This is a genomic window from Pseudoalteromonas porphyrae (genome assembly GCF_001298125.1).
Classification (GTDB): domain Bacteria; phylum Pseudomonadota; class Gammaproteobacteria; order Enterobacterales; family Alteromonadaceae; genus Pseudoalteromonas; species Pseudoalteromonas neustonica.
Genome location: NZ_LHPH01000001.1, coordinates 232,962 through 247,539, shown reverse-complemented (window position 1 = coordinate 247,539; position 14,578 = coordinate 232,962). Strand labels below are relative to the sequence as shown.

General features: G+C 39.1%; 18 protein-coding genes. 8 read left to right on the top strand and 10 right to left on the bottom strand.

Translation table 11 applies throughout. From position 1 onward, the window contains the following. Nucleotides 1-20: 20 nt before the first annotated feature. The 6 genes from dndE to ADS77_RS22470 all read right to left on the bottom strand — a co-directional run bounded on the left by dndE (nucleotide 21) and on the right by ADS77_RS22470 (nucleotide 7,399). Complete coding sequence (gene dndE, locus ADS77_RS01025; protein ID WP_054452435.1) at nucleotides 21-371, bottom strand: DNA sulfur modification protein DndE; 351 nt, start codon at nucleotides 369-371, stop codon at nucleotides 21-23. 1 nt (nucleotide 372) lies between these two features. Next, nucleotides 373-2,364, bottom strand: coding sequence for a DNA sulfur modification protein DndD (dndD, locus tag ADS77_RS01020; protein WP_054452433.1), 1,992 nt, complete (start codon nucleotides 2,362-2,364; stop codon nucleotides 373-375). After that, the gene (locus ADS77_RS01015) at nucleotides 2,361-3,986 is read right to left on the bottom strand and encodes a DNA phosphorothioation system sulfurtransferase DndC (protein ID WP_054452431.1); all 1,626 of its coding nucleotides are present in this window, start codon (nucleotides 3,984-3,986) and stop codon (nucleotides 2,361-2,363) included. The genes dndD and ADS77_RS01015 overlap by 4 nt, the downstream gene beginning before the upstream one ends. Further along, nucleotides 3,983-5,068, bottom strand: coding sequence for a DNA sulfur modification protein DndB (gene dndB, locus ADS77_RS01010; RefSeq protein WP_054452429.1), 1,086 nt, complete (start codon nucleotides 5,066-5,068; stop codon nucleotides 3,983-3,985). Before dndB ends, ADS77_RS01015 begins: the two co-directional genes overlap by 4 nt. Nucleotides 5,069-5,195: 127 nt before the next feature. Continuing rightward, on the bottom strand, nucleotides 5,196-7,229 hold the full coding sequence (locus ADS77_RS01005) for a DNA phosphorothioation-associated putative methyltransferase (RefSeq protein ID WP_054452427.1): 2,034 nt from the start codon (nucleotides 7,227-7,229) through the stop codon (nucleotides 5,196-5,198). Then, nucleotides 7,226-7,399: a hypothetical protein gene (locus ADS77_RS22470; RefSeq protein ID WP_200909631.1), complete on the bottom strand. Its 174-nt coding sequence runs from the start codon at nucleotides 7,397-7,399 to the stop codon at nucleotides 7,226-7,228. The genes ADS77_RS01005 and ADS77_RS22470 overlap by 4 nt, the downstream gene beginning before the upstream one ends. Before the next feature lie 144 nt (nucleotides 7,400-7,543). Here ADS77_RS22470 and ADS77_RS01000 point away from each other — a divergent pair, with 144 nt between their 5' ends. After that, nucleotides 7,544-7,996: a hypothetical protein gene (locus ADS77_RS01000; protein WP_054452425.1), complete on the top strand. Its 453-nt coding sequence runs from the start codon at nucleotides 7,544-7,546 to the stop codon at nucleotides 7,994-7,996. 31 nt (nucleotides 7,997-8,027) lie between these two features. Here ADS77_RS01000 and ADS77_RS00995 read toward each other — a convergent pair whose 3' ends face one another. After that, complete coding sequence (locus ADS77_RS00995; RefSeq protein WP_054452423.1) at nucleotides 8,028-8,243, bottom strand: hypothetical protein; 216 nt, start codon at nucleotides 8,241-8,243, stop codon at nucleotides 8,028-8,030. A gap of 89 nt (nucleotides 8,244-8,332) precedes the next feature. Between ADS77_RS00995 and ADS77_RS00990 the strand changes: the two genes are divergently transcribed. From ADS77_RS00990 to ADS77_RS22465, 4 genes are all read left to right on the top strand, one after another. Continuing rightward, complete coding sequence (locus ADS77_RS00990) at nucleotides 8,333-8,686, top strand: hypothetical protein (RefSeq protein WP_054452421.1); 354 nt, start codon at nucleotides 8,333-8,335, stop codon at nucleotides 8,684-8,686. A 182-nt stretch (nucleotides 8,687-8,868) separates the two neighbouring features. Continuing rightward, nucleotides 8,869-9,267, top strand: a complete 399-nt coding sequence (locus ADS77_RS00985) for a DUF6088 family protein (protein WP_054452419.1) — start codon at nucleotides 8,869-8,871, stop codon at nucleotides 9,265-9,267. Next, nucleotides 9,257-9,964, top strand: coding sequence for a nucleotidyl transferase AbiEii/AbiGii toxin family protein (locus tag ADS77_RS00980; RefSeq protein WP_200909630.1), 708 nt, complete (start codon nucleotides 9,257-9,259; stop codon nucleotides 9,962-9,964). The genes ADS77_RS00985 and ADS77_RS00980 overlap by 11 nt, the downstream gene beginning before the upstream one ends. A gap of 56 nt (nucleotides 9,965-10,020) precedes the next feature. Further along, nucleotides 10,021-10,212, top strand: a complete 192-nt coding sequence (locus ADS77_RS22465; RefSeq protein WP_200909629.1) for a hypothetical protein — start codon at nucleotides 10,021-10,023, stop codon at nucleotides 10,210-10,212. A gap of 51 nt (nucleotides 10,213-10,263) precedes the next feature. Here ADS77_RS22465 and ADS77_RS00975 read toward each other — a convergent pair whose 3' ends face one another. Continuing rightward, the gene (locus ADS77_RS00975; RefSeq protein WP_054452417.1) at nucleotides 10,264-10,569 is read right to left on the bottom strand and encodes a LysR family transcriptional regulator; all 306 of its coding nucleotides are present in this window, start codon (nucleotides 10,567-10,569) and stop codon (nucleotides 10,264-10,266) included. Nucleotides 10,570-10,633: 64 nt separating this feature from the next. On the opposite strand from ADS77_RS00975, the gene ADS77_RS00970 reads away from it, so the two are divergent. Then, nucleotides 10,634-10,813 carry a DUF2798 domain-containing protein gene (locus ADS77_RS00970; RefSeq protein WP_054452416.1) on the top strand — a complete coding sequence of 60 codons (180 nt, stop codon included), beginning with the start codon at nucleotides 10,634-10,636 and terminating at the stop codon, nucleotides 10,811-10,813. After that, nucleotides 10,810-11,091, top strand: coding sequence for a putative quinol monooxygenase (locus ADS77_RS00965; protein ID WP_054452414.1), 282 nt, complete (start codon nucleotides 10,810-10,812; stop codon nucleotides 11,089-11,091). The genes ADS77_RS00970 and ADS77_RS00965 overlap by 4 nt, the downstream gene beginning before the upstream one ends. A gap of 81 nt (nucleotides 11,092-11,172) precedes the next feature. On the opposite strand, the gene ADS77_RS00960 is transcribed toward ADS77_RS00965, so the two are convergent. Beyond that, nucleotides 11,173-11,478, bottom strand: coding sequence for a hypothetical protein (locus ADS77_RS00960; RefSeq protein ID WP_054452412.1), 306 nt, complete (start codon nucleotides 11,476-11,478; stop codon nucleotides 11,173-11,175). A gap of 113 nt (nucleotides 11,479-11,591) precedes the next feature. Here ADS77_RS00960 and ADS77_RS00955 point away from each other — a divergent pair, with 113 nt between their 5' ends. After that, nucleotides 11,592-12,500 carry a LysR substrate-binding domain-containing protein gene (locus ADS77_RS00955; RefSeq protein WP_054452410.1) on the top strand — a complete coding sequence of 303 codons (909 nt, stop codon included), beginning with the start codon at nucleotides 11,592-11,594 and terminating at the stop codon, nucleotides 12,498-12,500. Nucleotides 12,501-13,395: 895 nt separating this feature from the next. Here the strand turns inward: ADS77_RS00955 and ADS77_RS00945 are convergent. Next, nucleotides 13,396-14,535: an acyltransferase family protein gene (locus tag ADS77_RS00945; RefSeq protein ID WP_316244658.1), complete on the bottom strand. Its 1,140-nt coding sequence runs from the start codon at nucleotides 14,533-14,535 to the stop codon at nucleotides 13,396-13,398. Between the last annotated feature and the right edge of the window lie 43 nt (nucleotides 14,536-14,578).

Sequence of the window (14,578 nt, the reverse complement as noted above, 5' to 3'; positions counted from 1 at the left end):
AACGTGAGTTAATTTTACACTTAGATATTATCTGAAAAGTCATTCAAAGTTTTGTGATTTCTCAAAGCTGCTACTCCATCCTCAACGTGCGCTGCCCATGCTGTTTGCAATTCTTTATCAGAATACTCAGGGTAGCGCTGTTTAAGTAACAACTCGGTTACCATTTGGGTTTTACCCAACCACGTAAATTTATCGAGCTTCAGGCTACCAGAGAGCTTGTAGTCTTTTTCTTTATTAAAAATAAACCCCTTTTCAATAGAACGAAAAAATGCGATACGTGCCGCTACATTTGGAGTAACGCCTGTTTTGCCTTTTAGGGTTTGCAGCTGTTCTTCAACGGCTTTATTAAGCCACATAGTTTGTGGGAGCATGTTATATAGCCTCCTGTGCAAGCTCTGCCCAAAAGTAACCTTCTCGCAGGGTTGAACAATTAGTATGTTGGTTAAACTCAATCTCGAACGCGTGAGATACTTTATGCTCAATGGCTTGATAAAAGTCTTCGTCTACTTCGGTATCGGTTGAAAGCAGTATTACTTGCTCACTGGCCTCTGGGAAATAGTGCCTAATAAGTTTATCGCGGTGCTTTGAATCTAAACGACCTAGTGGCGTATCTACCACTACAGGCAATACTTTACCCGAAAGTTTGCCAAGTGCTTCTAAAATAGCGAAGGCAAATATTTGCTTTTCGCCTGCCGACATAGATTTACGGTTAATAATAACACCTTCGGCATCGACGAGGTTTACGTCAAAGCTGGCTGGGTCTATTTTAGCTGAGAGCTTTAAGTCTTCTTTACGGGCAAGCTTACGATACGCTTTTACAAATAGCTCTTCTAATTGCGTTACACGCAGCTCTGTAAGGGCATGTTTAAAGTCTTGTAATACGTATTGGCTAAGCTCTACACGCTCAACGGCTTTATCGGCTGAGTGATTGTTTTTAAGTTTGGCGTAGTCTTTCTCTAAGCGTTTAGCTAGCTCTAACTCTTTAGCTTTAAATTCTTTAGCTTTTAATAGTTCACTTATGTATTCTTTGCTTGTCGCATCGCGCTGCTTTTCAAGTTCGCGCAGCGCTGTATATAGCTCGTGTAAGTCGGCAGCATCAGGCGCTCGTTCAATATTAATTGAAAGTGAGCTTAATTTATTTTGCGTTTGAGTAAGTGCTGTCGAAAGCTCTTTTATTAACGCTTGCGACTGGGAAGCCTCTGTTACTTGTGCGTTTATAAGTGCAAATTCAGAGTCTGAAATATCAAGCTTTGGCTCGGCAAGGGCGGTTTGATTTACCAGCTGACCAAAATAGCTATTTACCGTTGCCATTATATCGCTGCTTTGGGCATCAAACTTTTGATTAAGCGCATTTTCTAGATTTGGTAACGCTTGTACTAGCTCATTACCAAACGCTTTAGCTTGTTTTATTTGTTGATCGCTATTTAGCTGCTCAATTAAGTTTTGCATAGCTGTTGGCGCAAGTGCCATTGGTAAGCTGCCACTTAGCTCTTGGCGTATTTTAGCGGTTAGCTCTTTTTCAAGCTCAATAAGCTCAGAGGCTTTTGCTTGCTCTTGATCTTTGGTTTTAGCCCATGCGCCACCTTGGGCTTGTATTTCGTGCTCTTTGGCGGCTATTTTGTTTTTAAGCTCGGTTAATTGTGCACCAATGCTGTCGGCTTTATCTCTTGTGGCATTGACTTGCTGAGTGATTTGCTTTTTTTGATCTTCTGCAGCTTTAATTTTTTTAAGCGTGTCTTTATCGGCGGTTTCTGCGCCTAGGCCTTTTAGGTAAATATCAAGGTCGTTACTTAGGCGGTTTATAATATCGATACCTAGCAGTTTTTGTACGGCTTCTTTTAAGTAAGAGCCGGTATCATCCTCTGCTAGCTCTGCTATTTTTTCGCCATCAAAAAAGAATAAATCGCCGATACCTGGCGGTACTATTTCGTGCAGAAACGCTTGTACTTGCTCTGAGTTTAATGAGGTATCTTGCTCGCCATTAATAGTAAGCGTTAACTTTTCATCGCCTTCAAGCTGCCATTTTCGAGTTACTTCATAAAGGTTATGTTTGCCTTGATGAGTATGTGAAAAGCTAAGCGTTATGCAGCCCTCGGCATCTTGCTGGGCTTTGGTAGCTGTTTTATTAGTTTGCTCGTTTAAGTAGCTTAGGTAATCTTTTTTAGTGATTACAGCACCCAACGCACGCTTTCCTAATAAGGCTAAGCGAATGGCAGTAAGAATAGAGGTTTTACCCGCACCGTTTAAGCCACCAAATAAAATAATAGGGCGCTCAAACATGCCTTCTTTACGCGGGTCTAGGTCTATAGTGGTTTGGCCGTTAAAAACTCGAAAGTTATTTAGGGTCAGTGTTTTAAAAATCATTCTATGCCCTCAGCTTTGAGCAATGCAGTAATTTGTTTTAGGTCGTCTTCTAGCGCTTTTACTTCGTTACTTTGGCGCATTTGGCTCTGACGAATATCTAAATTAGAGGCAATAATAACTTCGGCACTTTCCCAGTCTTGCTGAATTAAGCGGCCAATGCGATTAAAAATACCTGTACGACGAGCAAGGCCACTCATTTGGGTTTCAACATCTATTAGCTTTTTAACCATTTGCGGCGATACGCCATGCTTAGGTGCAATGTCGTTAAGCAATTGGCCTTCGGTTAAGCTAAATTGGTTTGAGTCGTCTATTGTCCAGTCGAGCTTTATGCCTAGCGCATCAAATACAATACCGGGTAGGGTATCGTCCCAATCTGGTTCGTTGGGATCGTTTAACCATTCGTGCCTTACTGCGTGTAATTCATCAACGGTAATTAACTCTACATCACGCCCTTGGTCGTTAAATTGCTTTTGTATATTAAGCAGTAAGCGCATGGCATGCTGGCGATACTTTAATTTGTAAGGGCCTGTTGTGTAGTCGTCTGTTAATACGCGCTCTTTGTCTTCTTTTAGGGTTTTAAACGCTAACCGGCCATCTCGACGAATATGGTTGCGGTATTTCTTTTTAAGCTTAGGCGATGTACTACGCGATAAAATATTGCGGTATTTAAGTAGTGGTGTCATCCACTGCTCGCCGTTTTGAATGAGGCTTTCCATTGCGCGGTCGCGCGTTACTACGGTACATGTCCAACAACCAAAGCGTGAGTTACCACATGATGGTGTGGTTTCATCAATAACCATTGGGCACTCGCCTTGGCCTGATGAATCTTTGTATAGGTTCCATAACACAAGGTTTTTACCGCCCCATGGGTTTTCCCATTCTAGGTCGTACTTATCAAACCATTTGTTTTTAGTGCCGTATGGCGTTTCTTCGGTTTTTAAGTGACACAGGCGTAGAATTTTCCACACATCGTCAACACTCCATGTATCAATTGGTGTGTAAATAAAGGCGTTGCTTAAAGTGGTGTGTACGGCTAAGTCTGAACCATCAATTTTGTGCTTTTTAATTACTTGCGCACGGGATGCGCTTTCTTGCGAGCGAGAGCCTAATACAACAATTACTTCGTCGTATTCACTTACACGTTCTTTAATAAAGGTACTTACAGGGTCGATTTTCATTCGCTCTGTACACCAACGAAAGTTACGCGTTGGTGCAGGGTAACCTTTACCAAGTAGATTAGCCCAAAACGTATTATTCGATTTTGGCACTACTTTATGTGAAGTAATTGGTAAGCCTTCGCGCTTTGCACCTTCTTCAATCAACTTTAATGATTTTTCGACGTGATCAACCACCATAGGTGTTTCAACTAAGGTGTCGGACGCGACTACAAAAACAGGCTTATGACGGTCTTCTGGTTTTAAACCAAGTAATGCAAAGTAAATTAGAGTCATCACGGCAGATGAATCTTTACCGCCACTGTAACCTAACACCCATGGGCGTTTGTCAGCCATGTATACTCGTTGGGTGTCGGCTACAAAGTTATGTAGTTGGCTACCTGCAAACGATTCGTTTTCGATAAATTCGATGTAGTCTTCTAGATCGTACTGGTTTAATAATTTCATGCGTTTAAGTATTCATTCTCTTTTTGTACATCTTCTTTCGAAAGAGGGAGGCCAATTTCACGTTTAATTTGCATGCTTGTAAGGAAAATATTGCTCATAGCTTTTGAAAGTCTGCCATGTTGCATTGCTCTGTGAGCCCAAGCTGGGTTACTTTTAAGCCAGTTGATGTTGGCAATTAACTTAAGCTTTTTTTGTTTTTCTGATTCGCTAAGTGTAAGTAAGCTTTTACCAACTAGTGCAAGTGCTTGAAGACCAATACCATGTGCCGAAATATACTCTTGTCGAAATTCTGCAGCCGAAAGCTGTTTGTTTTGTACTTGTATCCATTCTGGCATATAAATATTTAGTGCTTCCCAGTACTTTGCAGCAATTTGCCTTTCGTCTTCATTAAAGCCTTCCTTAGTCCCTTTGCCAAGTAAAACGCGGTTTGCTTGTTTAATGCCACTAAGGGTAAACAGTTTACTACTTTTAACGGCAATTGTAGAGCGTTCAAATTCAGTAAATCCTGCAAACGGTTTTGTATTTAAAGCTAAATAACGAGCAAGTTCAGATGCTTGATCGCGGTGATCGTACATGGTGCCAAGCGATGGGCTAGGACGTACTGCGTATTTATTTAAATCGGCAAACATTTGTTGGCTACGTTGTAAGCCTTCGTCGACAAAAAATAATACGGCTATGTTGTCTTGACTGAGCTCTGGGCGCTCTTTTAAGGCTTCTTCAATGGCTGCTCGACGGTGTTGCCCATCGTTTATTAAAATTTGTGCATCCATTGGTACTTTTAAGCTGCCAATATTGCTATTTTTATCTACTTCAATAAAATCGATCTCAGCACCAATTGAGGCGGTAATAGCTGAAAATACATAATCGTGTGGTGACTCAACTAGGTATCGAGCCATTTCGGGTATGCGACCTTTATTGAGAGTACGTTGAGCTCTTAGCTCTACGGGGACTTCTTCTTCATCATACATGAATATTTTAGGTATGAGCCTTAAAGGGCAGGTTGCTATATAAAATGGTTTGCCAGCCTGTTGGCCACGAACTGCGGGGAAGCTGTAGCAATAATTGCTTTCAAGGTTGCTCATAGTTTAATCTCATCACGTAAGGTACGTAATATTATTACGTACCTTACGTGATAAATACAGTTTTTATTGTTTTATTTATCGCAATGTCGATACGTGGAAACATAGTTCCTTATTATGAATAGTAATTTTATTTCTTAAAAAATTTATCTCCCTTCAACTCTGCAGCCCAATAGTCAAACACCTTGAGTAAAATAGGCCAGTTGGGCCACTCAGCTTTGGTTACCCCTTTTAGCATATCGGCTAATTTTTTATCAAACCGTTGTTGGCTTTTGTATTCGCTACTGCCTTTTTGTAAATAATCTATTTTGTTATAAAAGGGCTGGTAGGGGTAGGTATCGCCATAGTAAAAATAGTCTATATCTTGCTCTAGCATTTTTACTTTTATTCGCTCAGTGAGTAATGGCAGCTTTTTATTAAAGTCATCGTATTTTAAAAAGGTAACTTTACCCGACCGCATATGTATTTTTACTAAATCTACGTCGTCAATATCGCCATACAACTGCACGGCACAGCCAATGTAAACACGTAGTATTGCGGGAAGCTGATTTAAGTAACGAGTGGGTAAAATATACGAGTGGTTGTCGTGTAACTCACCGAGCTGAATTTGCTCGTAAGCTTGGTAACAGGCATTGCCAATATTAGCGGGCTCTGCAATCGAGAAAAGCAGTTGCTTTGCTTGCTCTAATGCTTGGTTGTAATCGCTAAAATGTACTTTTAAATCTCGCGTTAGCCTTGCAGGCATATGACTTTTAGCTTGGCGTTTACCAAATAGGCTAAGTGCAAAATAAACCAGTAAATCATGTTTTCGTTTTTGTTGCGCTTGCTCAAACACATTTTGTTCATAGTAATTTTGCAGCAAGCTAAATGCTTTGTTGTGGCTGGCAAAGTATTTACGCAGTGCTGTACTTTGCTCAAACTCATCGTTTGCAGGTAAACGGCCAAAGTGCAGGCAATGTTGCCAAAAATCATCAAGCAGTATTTGGTGTTTTTCAAACAAGGTTTTTTGTTGGGCTTTGGGTAATGCTTTTGGCTGCGGTCTTTGGGTTATATGTTGCCAATTATAATTTTGAAATTGCAGCTCTAAATGATGTGCTTCTTCTAATTGTGGGCATTTAAAAATAGCAATTATGCCTTGCCCAAACGCCATTGTTTTAACATTTAGGGTTTGCTCTATGTAGGCTCTTATTTGGGCTTGGCTATAGTATTTTTGAAACGTATTCCATTTAGTTATTACGCCATCTTTGTATTGTTTAAAGTGTTCTTGTTTGGCTTCATTGGCGAGCATTACTGATACTAAAAGCAATTTTTTAGTATGTTGGTAAGCTGCTTTTAGTGTATCTATACGCTCTTGTTGATCTTCAATAACATTGAGTACAAAGCCCAAATTAACAATATCACTTTTTTGTTTATTGCCGTTTGGCCTGTGTACTGGGTCCCACGCATTTATATTAAGCCCGTGGGCTTCAAGCTCAGTTGCGTCATCAGCTAGGCCGCAGCCGTAATCAAGTATTGAATAATCACCATTTAAATAACCGTACTTTGCGAGCTTTTGAAAAGGAGCAGAAAGCCTATCGCGATTTATAGCCGTTAAATGGCGCTGTATTTTTTGTGGCTCATGTTCAATTTCAGGTTTTGGTATTTCTGCTAGTTTGTTTAACCTGCCTTGCTCATCAAGCTCGTAGCCTTTGCGCTTTATTAAGTTTTGCCATTGCTGTTTAAAACCAATGCTTTTGGTGTTTTGGTACAGACCAATTTGCTCTCCTTCCTTGGTAATAGCTTTAAAGAATGGGTAGTGAGGATAATTAGGGAGAACAAAGGTTTCTTTACGGTGCAAGATGGGAGGGTTATTTGAGCCACTGTAGTTAGTTGTTTTTATAGTTAGCTCTTGGGCATCAATTGTATAGCTGGTGTGAAGTGCAGGGTATGCGTATTCATCAAAATTAGGGTAGTTAAGTAGTGTAAATTTTAAGTCTCGTTTATAGAGCTTTATAAGGTTCCACGGTTGTTCTACTTCAAGCTTGTTTATTGTGTTTGTTATAAAGCTTAATAATTCAGGTGGTATGGCTTCAGCTAATGCACTTTTATGTAAATAAATGGCTGTTGGTAATGATTTACCATGTTTGAGCTTTTTTACTAAATCACGATACTCTGGGAAATTCATTTGGTAATGCTTTTGAGGTTTTCAAAATAATAAAAATACGCCCGCCCGCGCTTTTCAAACTTAAGCTCACCACGTTCGCGACGGTGCATAAGCTCACAGCCTGATATTTTCAATTGTTTCATGGTTTCTTTACTCGAAAGCCATTTACCTTTTAGATCCTGATTAGCCATTTAAGTTACTCAAGTTATGTATAAATTTAATATACATAACTCTTGGTATATCGACAAATAAATTCACGGCACGTTAATTTTATTGATTTATCTAATTAATATCAATAAGATATGATAACAAGGATTCAGAAGTAAGGTATAGCAATGGACGCTAGTAGAAACTCACCAAATACAACCTCTAATGAAAAACAGCTCAACTTAGTTTGCCCCTGCTGTTCTGAAGAAAGCTCTTTAGAATACGGAAACCATATTACTTGTAGTAAATGTGCAAAAACGTTTGCAGGCCACACCTATAAAAAATTTAAGAAACCGTTTTTAACAGCTAAAGTTGCACTATTAATAGGTGCTGTGGGTGCGTATAAGTTAGATAGAGAGTTACTTGAGCCTAGTCGCTACTCGACAGGTGCTATTGTTGAAATAGTTAGTTTTTGTTCTAACCCTCAAGCAAAAATTAGTAAAAACAATTTACGCGTTAATGCCAGGATGTGTATTTGCGCATTAGATGAAACAATGAAAATTGTACCTGAGGCGGAGTTATCGTCAAACAAGAAGAAATTTATTAACACTTTTGTTAGTAAGTTAAGTCAATGTAGATAGCGATACTTGCGTATCGCTAAAGGTACTCTTTTTATTTCGATTTTGGTGGATTATTACCTCTGCCCGGGCCCGAAGGGTTCCCTGTTTTACTAGGTCCATTATTTGGGGCTGGACGTGAAGTTTGCTGGTTATTTGCAGCAGCTCTTTGAGCTCGTGCAGCAAAACCGCCTTTTTCAACTAAGCCATTGTTAGCTTTTGCCTCGGCAGCTTGGATTCGTGCAGCGGCACTTTGATTCATGTTTTTCATAATATTACCTTTGTTTAGTTTAAGGAATGCTCTTCGCTTTGAGAGCAAAATCATCATAAATAAGGTGTTGGGACAAACTGGGACAGAAAATGGAAAAACACGAAGAATTACAAAATAAAATTAAAATAATTATTAAAGAGCTAGGTTTAACTCAAAAAGAAATGGCCAAGCGAGTTTATTGTGAGCGCTTTGAAGATGATGAACCTGAAGAAATGCGTAAATTTACAGAAACATTCCGCCAAAATTTAAAGCGAAAAGCAAAGCCAGAATTACTTGAAAGCTATTTAGCTAATATCGCAAATTTACGTGAATTTAAAAATTCCGATTTAGCGATTTCTAATCCTTTAGATCTTGGTTTTATATCTTTAGATGTAAAAAGAGCACTGCAAGAAGTATCTAAGGAACTAATAAATAATATAGATTCAGAAGGTAGTAAGCTTTAGCCTGACAAATTACTCGTCTTACACGGCGGTTACGCTCATATTAATTTAGGCTTTGAGGAAATAGCAAAATGCTCGGGGCGCCGAGAGCTGACGAATGATCAAAGCATATGGATGTCGTATGTTTGCATTGTTTAGATGCCGTATATTTGCTATATTTTATCTAAGTAACGAGAGTAATTAATATGACAATAGCAAGTAAAGTAACCACAAGAATAAACCGCTCTAAGCGTTATGTTTTTGAGCGCGCTGATTTTGCTGATATTGCAGGTTACGACCAAGTTGGGCGTGTACTAAAAAAGTTGGTTGATAGTGGCCAATTGTTACGCATTGGTTATGGGCTTTATACCAAAGCGCGAGAAAATCGCATTACTGGTAAGTTAATGCCAGCATCACCTGCGGGTGCAGATGGAGTCATTTTAGAGGCTATTGAAAAACTGGGCGTTGAGTATCAGTTTGATGAATTTTCACAACGCAGTCTTAATGGTGAAAGCTTACAGGTTCCCGCTTCATTTAAAATAATGACCAACAGTCGATTTAAGCGCAAGATTGTTGTAAATAATAGCGCTATCAATGCGAATTGATAGCGATTTATTTTTAGATGTAGCTGATGCTCTTGGTATGGGTAACCCTGCCATTGTTGAAAAAGATTATTACGTAGTTTTATTACTTAAGCTACTTTCAGAGTTATCTTTTGATACGCATACTTTAGTTTTTTCAGGTGGTACGGCATTAACAAAGTCAGGTATTAAAACTCATCGAATGTCTGAAGATGTTGATATAAAAATCATTCCTAAAGATTTAGCTGCTAACACGTCTAAAACTAAAAGAAGAAAGGCTAGAAAAGCGCTCCACTTACAGCTAATTGATGCAATTAATTCAGATGATTATTTTTCTGTAGAAAATACTCCAACCGTGTTCGATGAATATCGATATCAACAAATTGATATTCGCTATCCTCAAGCCCATTCAAAAGCTCCATGCTTACGACCTTTTATTAAATTAGAGCTTATAGAAACGTTACTTTTTGATAATGTGCAAAGCCGCAATATATCTTCTTTAGTGAACGAGGTAACTCAACAGTCACCAGAAGTGTCACTGATGGATTTTTCTAGTATTAAGAGTACACAAGCTGAAAAGTTAGTGTCTATGCTTAGGCGAACAGCGAGCTTTGCACGTGATAATAAAAGAGACGATGATCCTGCGCTAATTCGTCATATTTATGATACCTATTATATTCAACAAGCAGCATTGGCGAATGTTCAAGATGTACACCTTTAGTCAAAAAAGTCATAGCAGAAGATATTACCCGCTACGGTAATCAGCATTTAGAATTCATGGAAGATCCTATAGTTGAACTTAAGTTTGCTTTAGATGTATTGCAAACTAATTCACTCTATGAAACGCGCTTTAATGAATATGTTGTTCCAATGGTTTACGGTAGTCATAGCGTTAATTGGGAACATGCATTTGATGTATTTAAATCGTTTAGTTTAGCTGTTTTAACTGATATCGAGCTTAGATATTAAAAGCTGCGCTTTTCGCGTCCGCAAGCTGCACGCCTACAGCATAAAAAAACCTTAACCTAACTTTACAATATCACCCTGTAAACATGGCGTTTGCTCAATTACGCTCTGTATTAAGGTAATTAACTGACTTGCCGTTTTACTTGGCTGGCGTGTGTTATGCCATAGGGCATAAATAGGCCTGTTTGCAAAAGCTGGCTGCAATTCAATATAGTCAAAAGCCTGTTTGTCAGTAATACAACTAATTTCACTCATCGGTAATAAACCAACCCCATTACCTTCTTCAACTATTTTTCTGGCTATTGTTATATCAAAGCAATAACTTATTTCGCTGTAGAGTTCTGTTAGTTTGTTAAGCATGCCTGTTGGTAACTGAGTTTGGGTGTAAGGTAAAATTAGGCGAGTTTGCGGTGCATCTTTTTTGATGTCGTTTTTGTTATCTGCTTGGGTAACCTACGTTAATTTAGGTTTCAGTGAAACATTTTTACACAGTTGGCTAATTGCATTTATTAATGCGTGGCCTGCGGCTTTTGTGGTGGCATTTACTGTTGCTCCACCTATTCGCTGTGTTGTTATTACGTTTTTTAATAGGGGTTTAAAATGATTAATATAGTGGCAAAAATCACGCCTAATGCGGCATTATTTACTGAGTGTAAAGGGCGTTTACAGCAAATGTTACAACCAACATTAGCAGAGCCAGGGTGTATTCGTTTTGAGTTATATGAAGATTTAGATCAACAGTGTTTATTTTTGATAGAAAAGTTTGCATCACAAGCTGCACTTGATGAACATTACCAGCAACCGTATGTGAAAGAGGTGTTCGCATTTTATGAATCAGCCCTTGCGTTACCTGTAGAGATTAATAAATTACACATGATTTAAACTTTAAGCGGGCAGATTATCTGCCCTGTGCTCAAGCGTTCTGCAATGTATTTTTTACTAATTTTTTTCCTGATTTAATATCTACAATAGCGCTAAAATCTCTTTCGCTTTATCTCTGGTCAAGCAAGTGCTCATTGGGCTTTTTTTAAAGCGTTTTGCTGATGCTGTTTGCAGCTCCCCTGCGTATTTAATTTCTTTAGATTGAACAACGACTCTGCATGAAACGTTATGACCGTTTTCTGTGTAGCGCAGCTCTACTCTTTCTGATTTGTTAATTAAGTTTTTATAAGGGTAACCTTCATCAGTATTTATTTTTGATGTGGTTGTAGGTGCTGTATGAGCGAGACCACTGAATAAAAAGAAAGCTAATACTATTAGGTTTTTCATAAGTTATATTCCTGTTTTCGGATGGCTGACTGGGTGAGTATTGCGTGTATAAAAAATACTGACAAACGATTAAAAGTTACCTATGCTTAAGTTTTTCTTAACTTGGGTGAGCTGTGAATTTACCGCCATTAAAAAGTCTTTGGTATTTTAAGCATGCTGCAGAGTTGGGAAGTTTTAAGCTTGCGGCTGAAAAATTATTTGTGAGTCAAGCAGCTGTAAGTCAGCAAATTCGATTGTTAGAGGCGAATTTACAGTGTGAGTTATTTACTCGTCATACTCGATTTGTTGCGCTAACCCGTCAAGGTGAGCAATTATTACCACATGTTTTAAAAGGCTTTAGTTGCTTACAAAATGGTGTGAATTCATTACGCCAAGATGAACAACCCCATTGTTTAAACTTATCAGTATTACCTTCATTTGCCAGTGGCTGGTTGTTGCAACATGTCAGTGGTTTTCAACGTGCTTATCCGGGTATTCATTTACGCATTGACCCCAGTGACCATCATGCTAATTTTTCTCAGGGGCATGTTGATTTAGGGATACGGTTTGGTTTAGGTAATTACAGTGATGTACATAGTGAACTGCTGGCTGATGACAGCTTATTTTTAGCTTATAAGCCTGGTCTACTTGATGTTAATTTGCCGCTTAAAGAGCAGTTGCTTAAACAAAACATTATTATGGATATTTGCCCCGATGCTGAGCAAGGATGGCAAACCTTAATCACTAGCTTGGGAGTTTGTCCAGCATCAGTTCCTGTATTTTTAGAAATAGATAATGCCGCATTAGTGATTCAAGCTACTTTAGCTGGCCAGGGGATTGCTTTAGTTAGGCGGCGTTTAATTGAGTCGCATATTAAATTAGGGCAGCTGGCTTTATTTCCTGGTTTTGAGTATGCGTGTAGTTATAAATATTATTTAGTGGGTCCGAAAGATCACTTTAAATGGGAAAAGGTCATTGCGTTTAAAGAATGGCTGTTGTCACAATTTAAACAAGATGATGAGGCGTTTAAACCGTACTTGTAATCAGGTAGTGTTTAATATTTGGGGCTTGGGGATACATAAACGCAGTGTACTTTAATAGCGATGATTGCTTTGTGTATTCATTGTCGCGCTAAAGCACGACCTACAAAAAGCGCGGGGCTTTTTTGTAGGTGGATCTTTACGCCGCGCAAATAAAGCACCATAAAATGCAAACAGCGCGAGGTAAACTCCCGCCTACGGTTTTGGTTTATTGTTCATCAACTAGCTCTACAAACAATCACAGCTAAAGCGGGTTCCTACGATATTTGGTTAGTTCATGGGTTTGTTGGTAGGAGCGAGTTTTAGCTGCGATGATTGCTTTGTGTATTTATTGTCGCGCTAAAGCACGACCTACAAAAGTGCTAGGATTTGTCGTAGGGGGAGGCTTTACGCCGCGCAAATTAAAGCACCATAAAATGCAAACAGCGCGAGGTAAACTCGCGCCTACGGGTTTGGTTTATTTTTCATCAACTAGCTCTACAAACAATCACAGCTAAAGCGGGTTCCTACTATATAGGTTGACGGTAGGAGTGAGCTTTAGCTGCGATGATTGCTTTGTGTATTTATTGTTATTGTCGCGCTAAAGCACGACCTACAAAAGCGCGGGGCTTTTTTGTAGACTGGGCTTTATGCCGCGCAAATAAAGCACCATAAAACGCAAACTTGCGCGAGGTAAACTCCCGCCTACGGTTTTGGTTTATTTTTCAGTAACTCTACAAACAATCACAGCTAAAGCTGGTTCCTACGATATGGGTTGATTGTAGGAGTGAGCTTTAGCTGCGATGATTGCTTTAGCATTTATTGTTATTGTCGCGCTAAAGCACGACCTACAAAAGCGCGGGGCTTTATGCCGCGCAAATAAAGCTAATGCACAACTTATAAACTGGGTAGCTTTCCTTTAATGCTTTTTGCCATTGAGTAATAAGCCAAGCCATGTTCTTTTTACTAATAGCAAGTAACTGACTTGGCCAATCAATAAGGTTAAGAATACGGAAATAATAAATTTACTCAGTGCGGGGAGTGCGGTGTTGATCAGTGGCATTTGAATATAAATAAGTACTGGTACGTGGATTAAATAAACCCAATACGAAGCATCGGAAATGGCGCGACTTACGCGATTTGCATTATTTAAAAAGCGGTGGCCGAGTAAAATAGACACTGCGGTCAACGATAAAATACAGCTCGTTTGTACCATTACATGCAAAAAGTGTTGATGGCCTGTTGGGGTGAATTCTCCGGCGGAGGCGGCGGTTATAACCATTTCAAGTGTAGGCGCTGCTGGAAGTAGATAAAAATAAGCCGCAATAGATATTGTGGCTATTCCTGATAGAGGCCATATATAGTTTTGATACGTTGAAAGTAGGTTTTGCTTTTTAAAAAGGCTTGCACCGACCAAGTAAAGGCTGCCGTAAAAGCCATATGACCAAAGCTGAGGCGTGAGTTTATCGGGGGCTGGGAATGGTATCGGCTGTGCAATTAATGAGACTGTTAATAAAATGGGTAGCATACAATATAAAAATACGGGGTGAGTTATGAAGTTATCGAGCTTATTGCTTACTAACTTACTCTTATTTAGTAGCCAAAAGATGACGCAAAACTGAAATAGATTCCACAAAAACCATAAATGCATTGTGCTGATTACAGGCTCTTTAATGACCTGAAAAACAGCAAAAATGGGCGGCGTTGGTTTAGCAATACTCGCACCAAAGCTAAGGGCATGATAGTAAATGGCAAAGCTTAAAGGCAAAAAGATCATAAAGGGCAACAGTATGTGTTTAGCTCGATGACGTAAAAATTGATTAGTATTAGATTTATCTATAAGCAGGGCGCTGCAAAAACCTGCAATAATAAAAAAGAGTGGCATACGAAATAAGTGTAATGCATGCGATATATAATCAAAGATGAAATGTGTATTTGGATCGGCTGTGAACCAAAGATTACTAAAAAAGGGGCTGTATGCCAGCGCTGCGTGAAATACAATACCTAGTAATAGCGCTAGGCTACGTAAATTATCAATGTAATGTAGTCTATTATTCATATTCATTTTAAGTGCTCGGGTGGTGTAGTTCGTATTAAAAGCA